18 protein-coding genes are annotated in these 17,616 nt (G+C 64.1%); 8 read left to right on the top strand and 10 right to left on the bottom strand.

Annotated features, from left to right (window positions below; translation table 11 throughout):
- The first annotated feature begins 5 nt into the window (after nt 1–5).
- Nucleotides 6–533 carry an FKBP-type peptidyl-prolyl cis-trans isomerase gene (locus PI87_RS03085; RefSeq protein WP_039596174.1) on the top strand — a complete coding sequence of 176 codons (528 nt, stop codon included), beginning with the start codon at nt 6–8 and terminating at the stop codon, nt 531–533.
- Between the two features lie 51 nt (nt 534–584).
- On the opposite strand, the gene PI87_RS03080 is transcribed toward PI87_RS03085, so the two are convergent.
- From PI87_RS03080 to PI87_RS03065, 4 genes are all read right to left on the bottom strand, one after another.
- Nucleotides 585–1,670, bottom strand: coding sequence for a metallophosphoesterase family protein (locus tag PI87_RS03080; RefSeq protein WP_039596173.1), 1,086 nt, complete (start codon nt 1,668–1,670; stop codon nt 585–587).
- Nucleotides 1,670–4,324, bottom strand: coding sequence for a DNA mismatch repair protein MutS (gene mutS, locus PI87_RS03075; RefSeq protein ID WP_039596172.1), 2,655 nt, complete (start codon nt 4,322–4,324; stop codon nt 1,670–1,672). The genes PI87_RS03080 and mutS overlap by 1 nt, the downstream gene beginning before the upstream one ends.
- Before the next feature lie 121 nt (nt 4,325–4,445).
- Nucleotides 4,446–4,952 carry a GNAT family N-acetyltransferase gene (locus PI87_RS03070; protein WP_039596463.1) on the bottom strand — a complete coding sequence of 169 codons (507 nt, stop codon included), beginning with the start codon at nt 4,950–4,952 and terminating at the stop codon, nt 4,446–4,448.
- Between the two features lie 4 nt (nt 4,953–4,956).
- A complete protein-coding gene (locus PI87_RS03065) occupies nt 4,957–5,844 on the bottom strand; it encodes a LysR family transcriptional regulator (RefSeq protein ID WP_039596171.1) in 888 nt (295 codons plus the stop codon).
- Between the two features lie 237 nt (nt 5,845–6,081).
- On the opposite strand from PI87_RS03065, the gene PI87_RS03060 reads away from it, so the two are divergent.
- Nucleotides 6,082–7,923, top strand: coding sequence for a methyl-accepting chemotaxis protein (locus PI87_RS03060; RefSeq protein WP_039596170.1), 1,842 nt, complete (start codon nt 6,082–6,084; stop codon nt 7,921–7,923).
- 89 nt (nt 7,924–8,012) lie between these two features.
- The gene (locus PI87_RS03055; RefSeq protein ID WP_039596169.1) at nt 8,013–9,815 is read left to right on the top strand and encodes a methyl-accepting chemotaxis protein; all 1,803 of its coding nucleotides are present in this window, start codon (nt 8,013–8,015) and stop codon (nt 9,813–9,815) included.
- Here PI87_RS03055 and PI87_RS03050 read toward each other — a convergent pair whose 3' ends face one another.
- Entirely contained in the window at nt 9,816–10,523 is a 708-nt protein-coding gene (locus PI87_RS03050) for an MOSC domain-containing protein (protein WP_039596168.1), read from the bottom strand.
- Nucleotides 10,520–11,224, bottom strand: coding sequence for a glutamine amidotransferase (locus tag PI87_RS03045; protein ID WP_039596167.1), 705 nt, complete (start codon nt 11,222–11,224; stop codon nt 10,520–10,522). Before PI87_RS03045 ends, PI87_RS03050 begins: the two co-directional genes overlap by 4 nt.
- A gap of 91 nt (nt 11,225–11,315) precedes the next feature.
- Between PI87_RS03045 and PI87_RS03040 the strand changes: the two genes are divergently transcribed.
- From PI87_RS03040 to PI87_RS03030, 3 genes are all read left to right on the top strand, one after another.
- On the top strand, nt 11,316–11,861 hold the full coding sequence (locus PI87_RS03040) for a helix-turn-helix domain-containing protein (RefSeq protein ID WP_039596166.1): 546 nt from the start codon (nt 11,316–11,318) through the stop codon (nt 11,859–11,861).
- Nucleotides 11,862–12,085: 224 nt separating this feature from the next.
- On the top strand, nt 12,086–12,412 hold the full coding sequence (locus PI87_RS03035; RefSeq protein WP_442965452.1) for a hypothetical protein: 327 nt from the start codon (nt 12,086–12,088) through the stop codon (nt 12,410–12,412).
- Nucleotides 12,409–12,867, top strand: a complete 459-nt coding sequence (locus tag PI87_RS03030) for a DUF2846 domain-containing protein (protein WP_039596164.1) — start codon at nt 12,409–12,411, stop codon at nt 12,865–12,867. Before PI87_RS03035 ends, PI87_RS03030 begins: the two co-directional genes overlap by 4 nt.
- 64 nt (nt 12,868–12,931) lie before the next feature.
- On the opposite strand, the gene PI87_RS03025 is transcribed toward PI87_RS03030, so the two are convergent.
- Nucleotides 12,932–13,744: an inositol monophosphatase family protein gene (locus PI87_RS03025; protein ID WP_039596163.1), complete on the bottom strand. Its 813-nt coding sequence runs from the start codon at nt 13,742–13,744 to the stop codon at nt 12,932–12,934.
- 112 nt (nt 13,745–13,856) lie between these two features.
- Between PI87_RS03025 and PI87_RS03020 the strand changes: the two genes are divergently transcribed.
- A complete protein-coding gene (locus PI87_RS03020) occupies nt 13,857–14,729 on the top strand; it encodes an RNA methyltransferase (RefSeq protein ID WP_039596162.1) in 873 nt (290 codons plus the stop codon).
- A gap of 149 nt (nt 14,730–14,878) precedes the next feature.
- Complete coding sequence (gene cysE / locus PI87_RS03015) at nt 14,879–15,625, top strand: serine O-acetyltransferase (protein WP_039596161.1); 747 nt, start codon at nt 14,879–14,881, stop codon at nt 15,623–15,625.
- A gap of 20 nt (nt 15,626–15,645) precedes the next feature.
- Here cysE and PI87_RS03010 read toward each other — a convergent pair whose 3' ends face one another.
- From PI87_RS03010 to PI87_RS03000, 3 genes are read right to left on the bottom strand one after another with little or no spacing between them, the layout of a single operon-like run.
- Complete coding sequence (locus PI87_RS03010; RefSeq protein ID WP_039596160.1) at nt 15,646–16,461, bottom strand: UDP-2,3-diacylglucosamine diphosphatase; 816 nt, start codon at nt 16,459–16,461, stop codon at nt 15,646–15,648.
- Nucleotides 16,458–16,964 (bottom strand): peptidylprolyl isomerase, encoded by a 507-nt coding sequence (locus tag PI87_RS03005; protein ID WP_039596159.1) that lies wholly within the window; start codon nt 16,962–16,964, stop codon nt 16,458–16,460. Before PI87_RS03005 ends, PI87_RS03010 begins: the two co-directional genes overlap by 4 nt.
- Nucleotides 16,965–17,016: 52 nt before the next feature.
- Nucleotides 17,017–17,601, bottom strand: a complete 585-nt coding sequence (locus PI87_RS03000) for a peptidylprolyl isomerase (protein WP_039596158.1) — start codon at nt 17,599–17,601, stop codon at nt 17,017–17,019.
- Nucleotides 17,602–17,616: the final 15 nt, after the last annotated feature.

Genomic DNA, 17,616 nt, shown 5'->3' with positions numbered 1-17,616 from the left:
CGCAATTGAAAATCGCGAAGAATACGGTGGTGTCGGTGGCTTACAAACTGTCCGACGCGCAGGGCAACGTCATCGAGGAATCCGATGAGCCGATGGTGTACTTGCACGGCGGCTATGATGGCACGTTCCCCAAGATCGAGGAAGCGCTCGACGGCCAGGAGCAAGGCTTCGAGACCAAACTGCAACTGGAACCGGATGACGCTTTCGGCGAGTACGACCAGGAGTTGATCAAGATCGAGCCGCGAGACCGCTTTCCGGAGCCGCTCGAAGTCGGCATGCAGTTCGAGGGCGTGCCCGAAGACGGCGACGAAGAAGACGCAGTTGTCTACACTGTCACCGACGTGGCGGAAGACAAGGTTGTGCTGGATGGCAATCACCCGCTGGCTGGCATGGCGTTGCGCTTCGAACTGAAGGTAACGGACGTGCGTGAAGCCACTACCGAAGAGATCGAGCACGGTCACGTGCACGGCGAAAGCGGCATCGAAGTGGTTGACGAAGACGAAGACGACGACAAGCCGCACACGCTGCACTGATCGTCTGATTCTGATGCACACATGAGAAACGGGAGCCTCGGCTCCCGTTTTTTATTGCACCGAGTTTTGTGCCGGTGCGGGTGAGGCTTCTGGCAGTGGCTCGCTGGCGACGCGGCGGCCGCGTACGTGAAACAGCGGCATGCGGCCCGGTGTGACCGACACTTCCAACCATTGATCAAGCGTGGGTGAGCCATACGTGCGGGCGCGCATGACATGCGGGTCTGGCCGGCCGTCCTCGTCCTTGAGCGGGCGGTCGAGCAGGAAGCTCTGGCTTGCGCCGTGAATGAGCAGGACGGCGCCGTCATAGTCGCGCGTGAGGGTGCGCAACTGACGCTTGAGCGCCAGATAACCGTCATGCGGGCGGCGGCGCAGCAGACCGTCCAGCAGGTTGGGTGCGCGACGACGCTCCCAGCCATCTTCGAACAGTGGGTCGGCTTGCATCATGATGACCACACCGGGCGCCTTGCGCTGACGGGCAACCGCAAAGGCGCGCGCCAGCCACTGGCGATTGGCTTCGAGGCGGTCTTCGTACTCACCGTTGCGGCCGCCGGCGGTCTTGTAGTTGTTGTTGTCGCCAGGCACGTTGAGGGTGACGAACAGCACGCCGTCGGTTTCCCAGCGCGTGTTCTCGCGGTAGCTGCGGAACTTGACCTGATCGGACTGGCGCATGATCGTCATGGCGCGCTGACCGAGTGTGTTGTCGTCGGGGTAGAACAACTCGCGCAGGCGCAGCAGACGTTCGATCGGGTCGAAGCGGCCAGCGGCGGGGCGCTGGCAGTCGCTCCAATCATGGTCGCCCGGAATGTAGATGAGCGGCGCGCTCAGGCTGTCGAGCAGATCGTGGCGTGCTTCCAGCAGGCGGTCCGCGCAGGATTCGTCGCGGCCTTTCAGGTTGCCCAGGTGGACGACAAAGGCCGGGTGTTCGGCGTCGATGGCGTCGAGCAACGTGCGTACCGGGCCTTCCTCGTCGGCGCGTTCGGGCACATTGCCGATGACCGCAAAGGTGAAGCTGGACGGGGCGGAAGGCTTGGAATCCTTGGGCGCGGCGGTGGCCGCCATCGAGGCAACCGGCGCCAGCATCGCCAACGCAATGACGATGCCTTTGAGCGTGTGCGAAACCGAGCCGAGCCGGGTCATCAGGCAGATGGGTTGGACAACGCCTTGAGCCGGTACAGCGCGTCGAGCGCTTCACGCGGCGTCATGTCGTCGGGGTCGATGTCGGCCATTGCATCCGCCAGCGCGCTGTTGGCTACGTCGGCGGGTGTCTCGTCTTCATCCTCATCGTCGATGGGGGTTTCCGCTGCGAGGGCGAAGAGATCGAGTTGCGGCGTGGCGCCGGTATCGGCGGAGTGCTGCTCCAGCCAGGCCAGCCGCTTGCGCGCGGCGCGAATGACCGGCTGCGGCACGCCCGCCAGTTGTGCGACCTGCAGGCCGTAGCTTTGGCTGGCGGGGCCTTCTTGCACGGCGTGCAGGAAGACGATGCCGTCGCCGTGTTCCACCGCAGAGAGGTGCACGTTGGCGGCCTGCGCAAACTCCTGCGGCAGTTGTGTCAGCTCGAAGTAGTGCGTGGCGAATAGCGTGTGGCTGCGGTTGTGCGACAGCAGATGGCGCGCGATCGCCCAGGCGAGTGCGAGACCATCGAAGGTGCTCGTTCCACGCCCGATCTCATCCATCAGCACCAGGCTGTTGGCCGTGGCGCGATGCAGGATGGCGGCGGCTTCGGTCATCTCGACCATGAAGGTGGAGCGCCCACCCGCCAAGTCATCCGCTGCGCCGATACGCGTGAAGATGCGGTCGATCGGGCCGATGGTCGCGCCTTCCGCCGGTACGAACGCGCCCACGTAGGCGAGCAGTACAACCAGCGCGGTCTGGCGCATGAAGGTTGATTTACCGCCCATGTTCGGGCCGGTGATGAGCAACAGCTTGCGTGCTTCCTGCAGGACGCAGTCGTTGGCGACGAACTGTTCGACTTGCTGTTCGACCACGGGATGGCGTGCGCGCGCGAGTTCGATGCCCGGGGCATCCGTCAACGTCGGGCGCGACCACGACAGCGCATACGCGCGCTCGGCCAGCGTGGCCAGCACGTCGGCCTGCGCAAGAGCGGCGGCGATGCGCTTGAACTCGGCCAGGTGCGGCAGCAGCTTCTGCAGCAGCTCTTCGTAGAGCAGCTTTTCGCGCGACAGCGCGCGGTCTTGCGCGGAGAGCGCCTTGTCTTCAAACGCTTTCAGTTCAGGCGTGATGTAGCGCTCGGCGTTCTTGAGCGTTTGGCGGCGGCGGTAGTCATCGGGCACCTTGGCTGCCTGGCCGTTGGTGACCTCAATATAGAAGCCGTGCACGCGGTTGTATTCGACGCGCAGGTTGGCGATGCCGGTGCGCTCGCGCTCGCGGGCTTCCAGGTCGACGAGGAACTGGCCACAGTTCTCGGAGATATCGCGCAGCTCGTCCAGATCGGCATCGTAGCCGCGGGCGATGACGCCGCCGTCACGCACCATGGCAGCGGGTTCAGCCATCACGGCGCGCTGCAGCAGGGCGTGGGCGTCTTCGGGCAGCGTGAGCGCTGCATACAGTTCAGCCAGCAGCGGCGCGGCATCGCTCTGCGGGAGTTCTTCGCGAATCTCAGGCAGGCGCGCGAGCGTATCGCGCAGTGAAGACAGATCGCGCGGGCGTGCACTCAACAACGCCAGCCGCCCGGTAATGCGTTCCACATCCGACAGCGTGCGCAACGTTGCACGCAGCGTCTGCCAATCGCCTTCGAGCAAGGTCTCGATGGCCTGCTGACGCGCCTGCGGCACCGCGCGATCGCGCAGCGGATGGTGCAGCCAGTGGCGCAGCAGGCGGCTGCCCATGCTGGTCGCGCACGTATCGAGCAACGAGAACAGCGTCGGCGATTCCTGACCGCGCAGCGTCTCCGTCAATTCCAGGTTGCGGCGCGTGGCGGTGTCCAGGCCGATGAATTCGCTCTCATGCTCGACGGTCAGGCCGATCACGTGGCGCAGCGACTGGCCTTGCGTGGCGGCTGCATAGTTCAGCAGCGCGCCGGCGGCGGCCAGTGCAGCCGTCAACGTTTCCGCGCCAAAGGCGACGAGGCTTGCGACGCCGAGTTGCTCGCGCAGACGGCGCGTGCCGGCTTCCACGTCGAAGTGCCAATCGGGCAATCGTGTGCGGGCAACGTCGATCTGGATGGCGTTGAGCGTTGCATCATCGGCCAGCACTTCAGCGGGGCGGATGCGTTCGAGTTCGCGCTCGAGCTGGTCGGGGCTGCACTCCATCATGCGCAGCTCGCCGCCAACCAGGTTGAGCCATGCAAGGCCGATGAGTGGTGCGCTGCCGCGCTTGCCTGGCAGGTTTGCGATGGCCAGCAGGTGGTTGTTGACCTTGTCGGACAGCAGCGCCGCATCCGTCAACGTGCCAGGCGTGACCACGCGTACGACCTTGCGCTCAACTGGGCCCTTTGTGGTGGCCGGGTCTCCAATCTGCTCGCAGATGGCGACCGACTCGCCCAGCTTGACCAGCTTGGCAAGGTATTGCTCGGCAGCGTGGAACGGAATGCCCGCCATGCGGATCGGGTGCCCGTTGGAGCTGCCGCGTGCGGTAAGCGTGATGTCGAGCAGGCGGGAGGCTTTCTCGGCGTCTTCGAAGAAGAGCTCGTAGAAATCGCCCATGCGATAGAAGACAAGCGTGTTCGGATGCCCAGCCTTCAAGCGAAGGTACTGCTGCATCATTGGCGTGTGCTTGTCGAAGGGGCCGTATTTCGGGTCGATCTCCAGAGCCGGAGCGGAGTGTTCAGCCATGCGGTGTCAATGCTTAGCGCGCAATCGATCGATCGCGCGCGGAAGGTGTTGAATCGCGCAATTGTTGCACAGGTGGGCAGTGGCTTCCTGGCGAATTGTCCGCAACGGAAGGGGCAGAACGTCAGGCGTAGAACGCGGGGTGGTAGGTGACTTCACCGCTGGGCAGCACGCCCCGGAAGATCAGGGCCTGGAAGTACTCGGTCGGCACGCCTGGAAATACGAGCGAAGATTCTGCGCGAAAGTCGAATCGACCGTAGTAAGCCGGGTCGCCGAGTACAACGCAGCCTGCTGCCCCCAGCTTGCGCAACGCGTCCAGCGCAGCGTGCATCAGACCAGCGCCGACGCCCTTGCCCTGGCATGCAGGCAGCACGGAAATCGGCCCCAGTCCAAACCAGCCAGGTGCGCCATCGGCAATCGATACAGGTGAGGTGGCGACATGCCCGACAACGTTGCCATCCATCTCGGCGACAAGCGAAACAGTGAGCGCGTCCGCCGCGCGCAGCGCACGGACGATTTCCTGCTCGTTGTGGCTGGTGTGCTCCGCTTCGCGAAAGGCGGCGATGGTGACGGCTTCGATGGCCTGTGCGTCAGCAGGGGCTTCGGGGCGGATCAATACGTGTGAAGTCATGGCGTCAGGCGGCAAGTCGCGCCTCCAGAAAATCAAGAAAGCACGCAATGCGTGAAGCCAGTTGCGTGTTGCGGTAATAGACCGCGTGAATGGGTTGCAGCACCTCGACCGTGGCATCCGGCAAGACCTGTACGAGATCACCTGCGCGGCGGTCTTCGGCGGTCATGAAGTCGGCCAGGCAGACGATGCCGGCGCCTTGCAGTGCGAGCTGGCGCAAGGTTTCGCCGCTCGATGCCTTGAGCGCAGGCTCGATGCGCAGATGGTCGCCGTGCGGGCCGCGCAGGGGCCACTGGTTGAGCGATTCCGGCTGCACGAAACCAAGCAGGGTGTGGTGTTTCAGGTCGTCTACCGAGCGCGGCCGGCCATGTGCCTTGAGATACGCGGGGCTTGCCAGCACGCGCAACCGGCGGGTGCCCATGAGCCGCGCACGTAGCGTGGAATCGCGCAGTGTGCCGATACGGATGGCGATGTCGGTGTCCTCTTCCAGCAGATCGATGATCAGGTCGTTGGTGTTCAACTCCAGCTCAATCTGCGGATACTGCGCGCGGAAGTCGGGCACCAGCGGCGCGATCACGTGCAGCATGAACGGCATGGCGGCATTCACGCGCAGGCGCCCGGCGGGTTGCTGGCGGCGCAGAGCGATCTGCTCTTCGGCCTCATCCACGGCGGATAGGATCTGCCGCGCCTGTGCCAGAAACACCGTGCCTTCGTCGGTCAGCGACAGACGGCGCGTGGTGCGCGACAGCAGGGTGGTTTCCAGCTTCTCTTCCAGCCTGCGCAGCGCACGGCTCACACCCGAGACGGTCTGGCCAAGCTGCTCGGCAGCGGCCGTGACAGAACCGGTATCCACCACCGTGCGGAAGGCGAGCAGTTCTTCGAGCGTGGTCTTCATCGTTGATTGTCAATTTCTAGTCAAGAATATTCTGCACAAGGCGGACATTTTTGCAAAGTCACGCGCGTCTCGACCGTGCTGACCATTGGGGTGCTCGCCACCTGCGCCTGACTGCTTGCCTATGCGGACTACTCAAGATTGGTGAATACGGTGCCGATAGACCATCCGGAACTCTAAAACCATAGGGAGACGTATTGCGCACATTGCGCAATCGATTCCCACTCCGGAGACTCTGGAATGAGTAAGCTCAGCTTCCGCCAAAAGCTTTGGCTGCCGCTGGTGATCAGCCTGATCGCGCTGACCTTGATCTCGGTGTTCAACGCCTACCAGGCGCGCGAGATCCGCATCGAGGAACGCAAGAACAACCTTGTGAGCGTCAGCACCATGGCCATGAACCTGGCCAAGCAGTACGACGATCTGGCCAAGAGTGGCGCACTGACCAAGGACGAGGCGCAGAAGCAGGCGCTGGACCGCTTCAAGGCGCTGCGCTATGGCAAGGACGGCTACTTCACCATCACCAGTTCCAGCAACGTGGTGGTCATGCACCCGATCAAGCCGGAGTTCATCGGCAAAGACCAATCTGGCTTCAAAGACGCGCAGGGCAACGCTGTGTACGTCCTCCTGACCGGCGCTGCCAAAGACCCGGCAGGTGGATTCACCAGCTACGTCTGGCCGAAAGTCGGCGGCACGGAGCCGGTGCCCAAGACCGCCTTCGCCATCCGCTATGAACCGTGGGACTGGGTGTTCTCGACCGGCGTATACATGGACGACATCAACGCCGCGTTCATGACCTCGCTGTACCAGACGGGCGGCTTGCTGGTGCTCGTGGCCTTGGCGCTGGTGGCGCTGGCGAGTGTCGCCAACCGCAGCCTGCAGCGCACGCTGGGCGGTGACCCCACCTACGCGGCCGACGTGGCCAACCGCATTGCCGGCGGTGACCTGACGGTGGAGATCAACACCCGCGCCGACGACAACCACAGCCTGTTGTACGCCATGGGCCGCATGCGCGGCGCGCTGGTGCAGACCATCGGCCGCATCAAGGGCGCGTCGGACACCATCGGCACGGCCACGCGCGAAATCGCCAGCGGCAACCTGGATCTGTCGTCGCGCACCGAACAGCAGGCCAGCTCGCTGGAAGAGACAGCCTCGGCCATGGAAGAGCTGATGTCGACGGTGCAGCAGAACGCCGACAACGCACAGCAGGCCAACCAGCTTGCCGTATCCGCATCTGACGTGGCAGTGCGCGGCGGCGAAGTGGTGACGCGCGTGGTGGAGACGATGGGCTCGATCAACGCGTCGTCGCGCAAGATCGTCGACATCATCGGCGTGATTGATGGCATCGCCTTCCAGACCAACATCCTCGCGCTCAATGCCGCTGTGGAAGCCGCACGTGCCGGCGAGCAGGGCCGTGGTTTTGCCGTTGTTGCTGGCGAGGTGCGCAGCCTCGCGCAGCGCAGTGCGGCGGCGGCCAAGGAGATCAAGGCGTTGATCGACGATTCCGTCATCAACGTGGATGCAGGCAGCGCGCTGGTGGAAGAAGCCGGCACGACCATGCGCGAGATCGTTGCGAGCGTGAAGCGCGTGACGGACATCGTGGGCGAGATTTCCTCCGCGAGCCAGGAGCAGCGCTCGGGCATTGAAGAAGTGAGCCACGCCGTTACCCAGCTTGACGACGCCACGCAGCAGAACGCCGCGCTGGTGGAAGAGGCGGCCGCTGCTGCGCAATCGCTGGAAGAGCAGGCCGTGAGTCTGACGCAAGTGGTTGCGCAGTTCCGCCTGGATGCCCACGCGCTGCGTGCGCCGGCGATGGTTGCCAAGATTGAATCGACCGTCGCACCTGTTGCACCGGTAGCGCCGGCTGCACCCAAGGCCGAAGCGCCACGCCGAGAACCTGCCAAGCCGAGCGCTGACGCGGCCAAGCCAAAGCTGACGCCGCGCAAGGCACCGCTGCTGCGCAAGGCGGCAGGCAAGCCGATCGACAAACCGGCGGTTGCAGCATCTGTTGCTGCCCCCGCCAGCCTTGCGAAGCCCAAGCCACTGGTGGCCGCCGGCGACGATTCCGATTGGGAAACCTTCTGATCGATTCCCTTCGCTGATCTTGCGGGCGCCATGGCGCACCTGCTTCCGGCGCGGCGCAATCGTGTGCTGACCGGGCTCTGGAGACAAAGATGGACCGCGTTCTGAAGAACACCAGCGTGCGCGCTGGCCTCTTGGCGATTCTGATCACCTTCGCGCTGATGATCGTGGTCGGGGCTGCCGTTGGCGTGATCGCACTGCGCACGACCAATGCCGCGACCGAGCGTGTGCATGACATCTCGGATCGCAGCATGCTCCTGAACGACGCCTACAAGGACATGCAACGTGCGCGCACCGGTATGTCGCGCCTGTACAGCGTGCTGCGCGAGAACATGGACGATGCCGCCAAGACCGCCGCGCTTGAAAGCTCGGAGAAGGGCCTGAAGAAGTCCATCGCGCAGGTGGAAGCGTTCAAGAACGCGCCACCCATCGAGGGTGTGGACGATGCGCTGCGCCAGTCGATCGTGCAGGCTGCGCAAACGCACATCGAAGCCGTCCAGCGCGCCCTGGCAGCACTGCGTGCCGGCGACGCTGCGGCCTATGCGCCCCTCAACTACAAGGACGTGACCGACACGGGCGCAGCCTGGTCGACCCAGATTGAAAACTTCCAGCAACTCGTCAAGAAGCTGGCCAAGGACCAGGCCGATGGTGGTCGCGCGCGCTACGAGACGATCCTCAAGTTCGTTGCGCTGGGCATCGCCATGGCGCTGGCGCTGATCGTGGCTGTGTTCTACGCGCTCAGGGCCTTCGTGATCACGCCGCTCAATGAAGCGGTGACGGTGCTCTCACGCGTGGCCGAGGGCGATCTGGCAGTCCATGTTGAGACCGGTGGCCGCAATGAACTTGGTCGCCTGCTGGCGGCGGTGGCACGCATGCGCGAGAGCTTGGTGAATACCGTGCGCCAAGTACGCAGCAGTTCGGATTCGGTTAACACCGGCGCGCATGAAATCGCCAGCGGTAACCTCGATCTGTCCACACGCACCGAGCAGCAATCGGCCTCGCTGGAGAAGACAGCGGCCAGCATGGAGCAGATGACGTCCACCGTCAGCAACAACTCCGAGAGCGCCCGTCAAGCCAGTGCACTTGCCTCGAACGCCGCCGATCTGGCGTCGCGTGGCGGTGAGGTGGTACGCGGCGTGGTGGCCACCATGGACGACATCAGCGCGGGCTCGCGCAAGATGGCTGACATCATCGGTGTGATTGACGGCATCGCTTTCCAGACCAACATCCTTGCGCTTAACGCCGCCGTGGAAGCCGCGCGTGCCGGCGAGCAGGGCCGCGGGTTTGCCGTGGTGGCCGGCGAGGTGCGTGCGCTGGCCCAGCGCAGTGCGGCCGCTGCCAAGGAAATCAAGACGCTGATCGACGATTCGGTCTCGCGCGTGCAGGCCGGCCACACGCAGGTGTCGCAGGCGGGGGAGACGATTACCGAGACGGTGGAAGCTGTGCGCCGCGTTGCCAACATCGTCGAAGACATTGCTGCGGCATCGGCCGAGCAGACGCAGGGCATCATGCAGATCGGCCAAGCCGTGTCAGAGATGGAGCAGGTGACGCAGCAGAATGCCGCGCTGGTGGAAGAGGCTGCCGCCGCCGCGCAGTCGCTCGAAGAGCAGGCGAAGAACCTCACGCAGGTGGTATCGCAGTTCCGCTTGGATGGTGCCGAGACGGTCGCGTTTGCAGCATCCCAGCTGGCGAAACCCGCCAAGCCTGCTGCCGCAACAGCCACGGCCGTCAAGCCGGCCAAGCCCGTCAAGTCACCGAGCCCAGTGGTTCGTAAGCGTGAACCGAAGTTGGTTGTTCCGCCGACGACCTCCCTCGCAACGACTCCCACGCCTGCCAAGAAGCCGCCGCTGGCCGTGGCTGGTGGCGGTTCTGATGCCGATTGGGAAACCTTCTGATCAGGGCGTAGTACTCGCTGGGCCATCAATGCGCTTGGCCCAGCTCTCCACCTCGCCACGCGCGAGGCGGCCTTCCACGAGCTTGCGCCACGACGGCGTGAGCGGCAGCGCCGCCATGTCTTCCAGCGCGGCGCGATCCAGCATGTTGCGATAGAGCACGTCCAGCACACGCGCCAATGGCCATTGCGGCCACGGGCGTTCGAGCCATGCAAGCGTGTCGCCCGCTCGCAGCGTGCCGCCTTCCAGTACCCGGTAGTACCAGCCTGTGCGGCCTGTGTGTTGTACGCGGCGCGCCATGTCGCGCGTGTCGAAACGGTCGTTGAGCTTCCAGCATGGCTGGCGCAGTTGCGACACTTCCAGCACCACGTTGCCCACGCGCAGGCGGTCGCCCACGCAGATGTCCGCTTCGGTGATGCCGGTGGTGCTCAGGTTCTCGCCAAACGCGCCGGGTTGCGCGAGCACCGGCAGCGCACCGATATCTGCCCGCCACGCGGCGTAGTGGTCGAACGGGTAGTGGTGGATCGCCTTGTCGGGGCCGCCATGCACACGCAGGTCGCCTTGTTCGTCGCCGAGGATGCCGTTGATGTCCACCTGCACCGCATCGGTCACGGGGTGCTTGTCGATGGCGCTGCGTGAGCCGGGGCGCGTGTAGTCGACAGCGCGGCCGGTGAGGATCGTGTCGATGCGGATGGGCGCGGGCAACGTCATGCCGCCTCCGCGCGATCGAGCCAGGCGGTGAACACAGCGCGAGCGCACCGCGCCAGACGTTCAGCAATTGCCGGCGCTTGTGCACGCAACGTGCATGGGTCGATGCCCGCCGCGCCGAGTTCCGCTGCGTGGCCGATCAGCCACGCCTCCAGTTCATCCAGATTCGCTTCCAGGTGGAATTGCAGGCCGAGCGCGTGATCGCCGATGGCGAAGGCCTGCTCTGCGCAGACCGCTGTGAACGCAAGCCGTCGCGCACCGGGCGGCAGGTCATAGCGGTCACCATGCCAGTGAAGCACCGGCGTGCCGTCGGCCAGCGGCGCGAGCGGCGAATCTTCACCCTCGGCGGTGAGCGTGATGGGCGCAAAGCCGATCTCCTTCACGCCCATCGGCTTGACCGCAGCACCCAGCGCTCGCGCCATCAACTGCGCGCCCAGACAAATGCCGAGCAGCGGCTTGCGCGCCGCCAGCCGTTGCGCAACGGCCTCCGCCTCGCCGCGCACGAACGGATACGTCGCATCGTCATACGCGCCGATGGGGCCGCCCAGCACGATCAGCAAATCGGCCGTGGCCATGTCACCGGCCGGCACGGATTGCACCCCCACGTCCACATAGCGCACCGCATAGCCGCGAGCCTCCAACAGCGGCTGCAGGATGCCGAGATGCTCGAACGGAACGTGGCGCAAGGCGAGGGCGGTTTTCATGGCCAGGCAAGAAGGATCGGCAGGTTTGCATTGTATGACACAAGGTGTCATATGTGACAATCTTGGCGATACCAATGACACGATCGTCCCCATGACCGTACGCCTGAAACCGCTGCGCAAGAACCACGGCTGGACGCTTGAGACCCTGGCCGAACGCACCGGCCTGACCAAGAGCTACCTCTCCAAGGTCGAGCGCGGGGTTTCGGTGCCGTCGATTGCCGTGGCGATGAAGCTGGCGCAGGCGCTCGGTGTGCCCACCGAAGACTTGTTTGGCGAGACCGCTTCGTCCGCCGCCATCACCATCGTCCGGGCGGACGAGCGCACGCGCGTTGGCAACGCCGGCACGCAGCCGCTGTACGAGGGGATTGCCACGCAACGCAGCGGCAAGACGCTGCTGCCGTTCGTGATCTATCCACCCGCCGATTTCAGCGCGTCGCCATTCAAGGAGCACGACGGCGAGGAGCTGCTGTTCATCCATCGCGGCGAAGTGGAAGTCGCCTTTGCCGGCCAGACCGTGCTGCTGGCGGTGGGCGATTCCGTGGTGTTCGATGCGCGCATTCCGCATCGGACGCGTTCGGTAGGGGTGGAACAGGCGGAAGTGTTGGTCGTGGTCAGTGCGCCAGATGCCGCCGGCTAAAAATCGCTTAAATCAGCCTTTAGAAAATTGCATCGTCATCCCCTCGAAAAATCAGACTCGGGGGGATGTCACCTTTACGGCACTTCACTAAGATCGCTCCCCGAAAGGGCCGCATCACGTGGCACCCATAACAAGACAAGATCAGGGAGTGAGTTGTGCGAAAGCCCATGTTGCATGTGGTTGCGGCATGCATTGCCGTAGCCGCCCTTGGCGCCTGTGCGCCGATGGTATCCACCGCACCGGCCACGCTGGCCACCGATAACGCGACAGGCTCGTCGCGCCTCCAACTGAAAACGCCCACCGAGATTCGCCTGGAGACGGGCTACACGCGCACGCTCGCGGCAGGCTCCAACTGGCAGCGTGTGGGCACGCTGTCCCAAGGCGCGGTGTATCGCCCGGTTGGCACAATCTTCACGATCGAAGGCCGCCAGGTTCATGAAGCCTATCTCGTCATCGCTGATCAACGTCTGGTCGGGTTCTACCTGCCGGGCGAGCAGGCGTATTCCCCGCTTTCCAAAGCCGTTCCAATCACAACAGGAGAACCACAATGAAGGGAGTTTTGCGCGCACTGGCTTCGGCCATTGGTATCACCGTCCTTATGGCAGGGTGCGCCTCGGGCGTGAAGTATTCCGAGATGGCTTCGACCATCCCGACGATCAAGCAGGACCAGGGCCGCGTGTACTTCTTCCGCTCGTCGTCGCTGATCGGCGCCGCACTGCAACCGGACATCAAGCTCAACAGCGAAGTGGTGGGGCAGTCCAAGCCGGGTGGCTTCTTCTTCGTGGATCGCCCTGCGGGCAAGTACGTTGTGTCGACCGCAACCGAGACCGAGAAGACGCTGAGCTTCGCGCTGGACGCGGGTGAGACCAAGTACGTGCGCACCTCGCCGTCGCTGGGTCTGATCGTCGGCCGTGTTGTGCCGGAGCTGGAAACGCCGGAAAAAGCGCAGGCTGAGCTGCCGTCGCTGAGCTTCGCACCGAACGAGCCGCCGGCAGCCAAGAAGTAACGAAACCGCAGCAGCAAAAAAGCCCGCTTTCTAGCGGGCTTTTTTACTTTCCGGCAGGGCGGGCTTATTCCGATGCCTTCGACCGCGAGAACGGCGTTGTGATCTTGAGCATCTGCACGAAGGCCTTTGGGTTGCCGGCCAGGATTTCGCCCTGGTCCAGGTAGCCGGCTTCGCCGCAGTAGTTGCCAACCAGGCCGCCCGATTCCGTGATCAGCAGCGAGCCGGCGGCCATGTCCCACGCGTTGATGCCTTGCTCGAAGAAGCCGTCGAGACGGCCGCAGGCCACGTAGGCCAGGTCCAGCGCAGCAGCACCCGGGCGACGCAGGCCGGCGCAGTTTTCCGTCATCGTGGTAAACAGGCGGGTGTAGTCGTACAGGCCCTCCATGTCGCGGTATGGGAAGCCAGTGCCGATCAGGCAGTCTGCCAGCTTGTCGCGGCGCGTGACGCGGATGCGGCGGTTGTTCAGGAAAGCGCCCGCGCCCTTGGAAGCGGTAAAGAGTTCGTCGCGCGTCGGGTCGTACACCACGGCTTGCGTGACCACGCCACGCTGCATCAGCGCGATCGACACGCAGTATTGCGGGAAGCCGTGGATGAAGTTAGTGGTGCCGTCCAGCGGGTCGATCACCCAGACGTTTTCGCTCACGGTTTCGCCATCGGCCCAGGATTGGCCGGACTCTTCCGCTAGAATCGCGTGATCGGGGTATGCAGTCTTGATGACTTCGATGATCGCGGCTTCAGCTGCGCGATCGACTTCGGTGACGAAATCGTTGTGTTGTTTGCGCTCGGTGCGCAGGCTATCGACGTCGAAGGACGCGCGGTTGATGATGGTGCCGGCCTTACGAGCAGCCCGGACGGCGATATTGAGCATCGGATGCATGACGGATCTCCGCGCCAGCGCGCTTTTTTGGCGGCAGGCGAACAACACAGCGAATTGTAGAAGAACGAGCGGCGGGCAAGATCCCGCCGTCAAAAGAGTGGCCGTATTGTATATGAACCCCGCCCCCAGCGCCCTGGAAAACACGCCGAACGCCGCGCCCGCTGACCCCGAAACGTTGCGCCAGCGCGCCGCGCGTTGCCGTTTCGTGCTGGTCGAGACCAGCCATCCTGGCAATGTCGGCTCGACGGCACGTGCGCTCAAGACCATGGGATTTGGCGCGTCCGGCAGCTTCGTGCTCGTGCGCCCGCGCGAAGCCGAAGCCCAGTCCCATGCAGATGCCGTTGCCATGGCAAGCGGCGCGGATGATGTGCTGGCCGGAGCCCGCGTGGTTGATGACATTGGCGAGGCACTGGCCGGTGCCTCGCTCACCATCGCCTTGACGGCCCGCCCGCGCGAGTTCGGCCCGCGTCGCATCGGTCCGCGTGCCGCAGCGGAAGAGGTGGCCGCGCTGCTGGCTGCCCCGGACACCACCGTTGCCTTCGTCTTCGGCAACGAGCGCTTCGGCTTGCCTAACGAGGTGGTGGAGCGCTGCCACGTCGTCACGCACATTCCTGCCAACCCGGCGTATGCGTCGCTCAATCTCTCGCAGGCAGTGCAGTTGATTGCGTATGAAGTACGCATGGCGCTGCTGGCCGACACCGGCACTGGCGACACCCGCATGGACGGCGTGGGCTTCGTCGGCGAGCCGGCTACCGCCGAGCAGATCGACGGCATGTTCGAACACCTGGAGCAGGGCTTGGTCGAGATCGGTTTTCTCGACCCCGCCCAGCCGAAAAAGCTGATGCCGCGCCTGCGGCGGCTGTTTGCCCGTACGCAGCTGGAGGCCGAAGAGGTCAACATCCTGCGCGGGATTGCCAAGCGCATGCTCGGCCGCCGCGCCGAGGTTGTCACGCCCCCCACTGGCGCCGCCGACGACTGTCGCTGACCTCCCAGAAGCCGCCCGTTGTTGACCAAGCAGGGCGGCATCCCCATGCATGTCGGGCGAAAACCCTTGCCGTAGAAGGTCAAGGGAATGCCTTACACTGCCCTCAGCGCATTGCGCATATAGATATAACGCTTCACACACGACCCAAGATGTTCACACGCACCCGCGAAGATATCCGCGCCATCATGGAGCGAGACCCGGCCGCGCGCAGCCGCTGGGAAGTGCTGACCTGCTATCCGGGTCTGCATGCCATCGTCATCCATCGGGTTGCACATGCGTGTTGGCACGGCGGCTTCAAGCTGCTGGGGCGGTGGTTCTCGCACCTCGGGCGCTTTTTGACCGGTATCGAGATCCACCCGGGCGCGACTGTCGGCCGGCGTGTATTCATCGATCACGGTATGGGTGTTGTGATTGGCGAGACGGCCGAGATCGGCGACGACTGCACGATCTACCAAGGCGTAACGCTGGGCGGCACCTCGCTGTACAAGGGCGCCAAGCGCCACCCGACGCTCGGCAAGGGCGTGGTGGTGAGCGCGGGTGCCAAGGTGCTCGGCGGCTTTGTCATCGGGGATGGCGCGCGCGTTGGGTCCAACGCGGTGGTGCTCAAGCCGGTGCCGCCGGGCGCGACGGCGGTGGGCATTCCGGCGCGCATCATCGAACGCGATGTGGCCACCGAGGCCCCGTCGGCGCTCAAGCAGGAGTTCTCGGCCTACGGCATCACGCCGGATGCGGACGATCCGGTGTCGCTGGCGCTCAAGCGGTTGATCGACCACAGCGAGCTTCAGCAGGAACGCATCGAGTCGATCCTTTCTGCGCTGGACCGGCTGGGCGCGCACCTGGAGAACTCGCCGAACGATCCGTTCGATGCGAGTGAGCTGAAGCGGATGCTGAAGTAAGGAGGGCGGGTGACGGCAGCCTATGCTGTCACTTGCTCGACCGTCAGTGCATCGTCTTGCAGCTTGAGGAAGCTGCCACGCGGCTGCGCCTGATCGAAATCCCAATCGGAGAGCACCCAGCGTTCACCGCTCGGCTCGTGGTGCCGTTGCGGGCGATGCGTGTGGCCGTGGATCAGCGTGGGCGTGCCTGCGGCCTTGAACAGCGCATCGACGGCTTCCGGGGCCACGTCGCCCATCATCGCGGCGGCGCGCGGTTCGCCGGCCACATTGGCGGACATGGCGCGGCCGGCTTCGCTTTCCGCTCGCATCTTCTGCGCGATCTTCAGCCGCCAGCGCAGCGGCATCGTCAGAAATATCCGTTGCACCCAGCGCTTGCGCGTCCAGTGTCGAAAGCGCATGTAGGCCACGTCGCGTGTGCATAGGGCATCGCCGTGGGCGAGGGCGATGCGTTGGCCATCGACTTCCAGCACGCTGGGATCGGGCAACAGCGTTGCATGCGCGGCAGCCAGGAAGCGCTTGCCGAGCAGGAAATCGCGATTGCCGTGCATGAACAGCACGCGTGTGCCGGCCTTCGCCAGTTCGGCGAGCAGGTTGGCGACGTGCTGATGAAACGGATCGGCGAGCTCTTCATCGCCGACCCAGTATTCGAAGAAGTCACCCAGGATGACGAGCGTGCGTGCCTCGCGTGCGCGCGTGCGCAGGAAGCGCTCGAACGCGGCGGCGGTGGCCGGCATGCTGGCCGTCAGGTGCAGATCCGAAATAAAAAACACCGGCCCGGAAACCCGGACCGGTGTCTTCAGCGCGGATGCCTGTGAGGCGTGCGCCGTGTCGATCATTCGATCACTTCAGCGCTTTCGATGACCACGTCTTCCATCGGCACGTCCTGGTGGAAGCCGCGGTTGCCGGTGCGCACCGAGCGGATCTTGTCGACCACGTCCATGCCCTCGGTCACCTTGCCGAACACGGCGTAGCCCCAGCCTTGCGGCGTCGGCGAGGTGTGGTTCAGGAAGTCGTTGTCGACCGTGTTGATGAAGAACTGGGCCGTAGCCGAGTGCGGATCGTTGGTACGTGCCATGGCAATGGCGCCACGCTCGTTCTTCAGGCCGTTGTTGGCTTCGTTGTCGATCGGGGCCTTGGTGGGCTTCTGGCTCATTTTCTCGCCCGGCTCGAAACCGCCGCCCTGGATCATGAAGCCCTTGATGACGCGGTGGAACACCGTGCCGTTGTAGTGGCCGTCCTTCACATAGGCGACGAAGTTGGCAACCGACTTGGGTGCCTTTTCGGCGTCCAGGGCCAGGGTGATGTCGCCGTGGTTGGTGTGCAGCTTGACTTGGGTCATGGTGAGTTCCTTGGGGTATTGCGGAATGCGTTGCTTGGGTGTTGCTCGGGCGTTACTTGGTGACGATGCTGGCCGATTCAATCGTGATCGGCTTCACGGGCACATTCTGGTGCGGGAACTTGGTGGTGGTTTCCACCGCTTTGATCTTGTCGATGGTGTCGGTGCCGTCGACCACCTTGCCGAAGACGGTATAGCCGTAACCGTCCTGACCAGGGTAGTTCAGCATGTTGTTGTCGACCACGTTCACATAGAACTGCGCGGTGGCGGAGTTCGGGTCCATGGTGCGAGCCATGGCGATCGTGTACTTGTCGTTCTTCAGGCCGTTCTTCGATTCGATCTCAACGGGCGGGCGCGTGTCTTTCTGCTTCATGTCGGGCGTGAAGCCGCCGCCCTGGATCATGAAGCCATCCATCACGCGGTGGAAGATCGTGCCCTTGTAGAAGCCGTCCTTCACGTATTGCAGGAAGTTGGCGACGGTCTTAGGGGCCTTGTCCGGATAGACCTCGACGGTGAAGTTGCCCATCGACGTTTTGAACTGCACGCGCTGGGTTGACGTAGCTTGCGGCGCGGCTGCAGCAGCAGCGGACACAGCCAGTGCACACACGAGCCCGGCAAAGAGAGAGCGGATACGGAGCATGGTCTAGGAGAGCTT

The sequence above is a fragment of the Ralstonia sp. A12 genome (genome assembly GCF_000801955.1).
Classification (GTDB): Bacteria; Pseudomonadota; Gammaproteobacteria; order Burkholderiales; family Burkholderiaceae; genus Ralstonia.
This window is presented reverse-complemented; position numbering and strand designations above follow the sequence as displayed.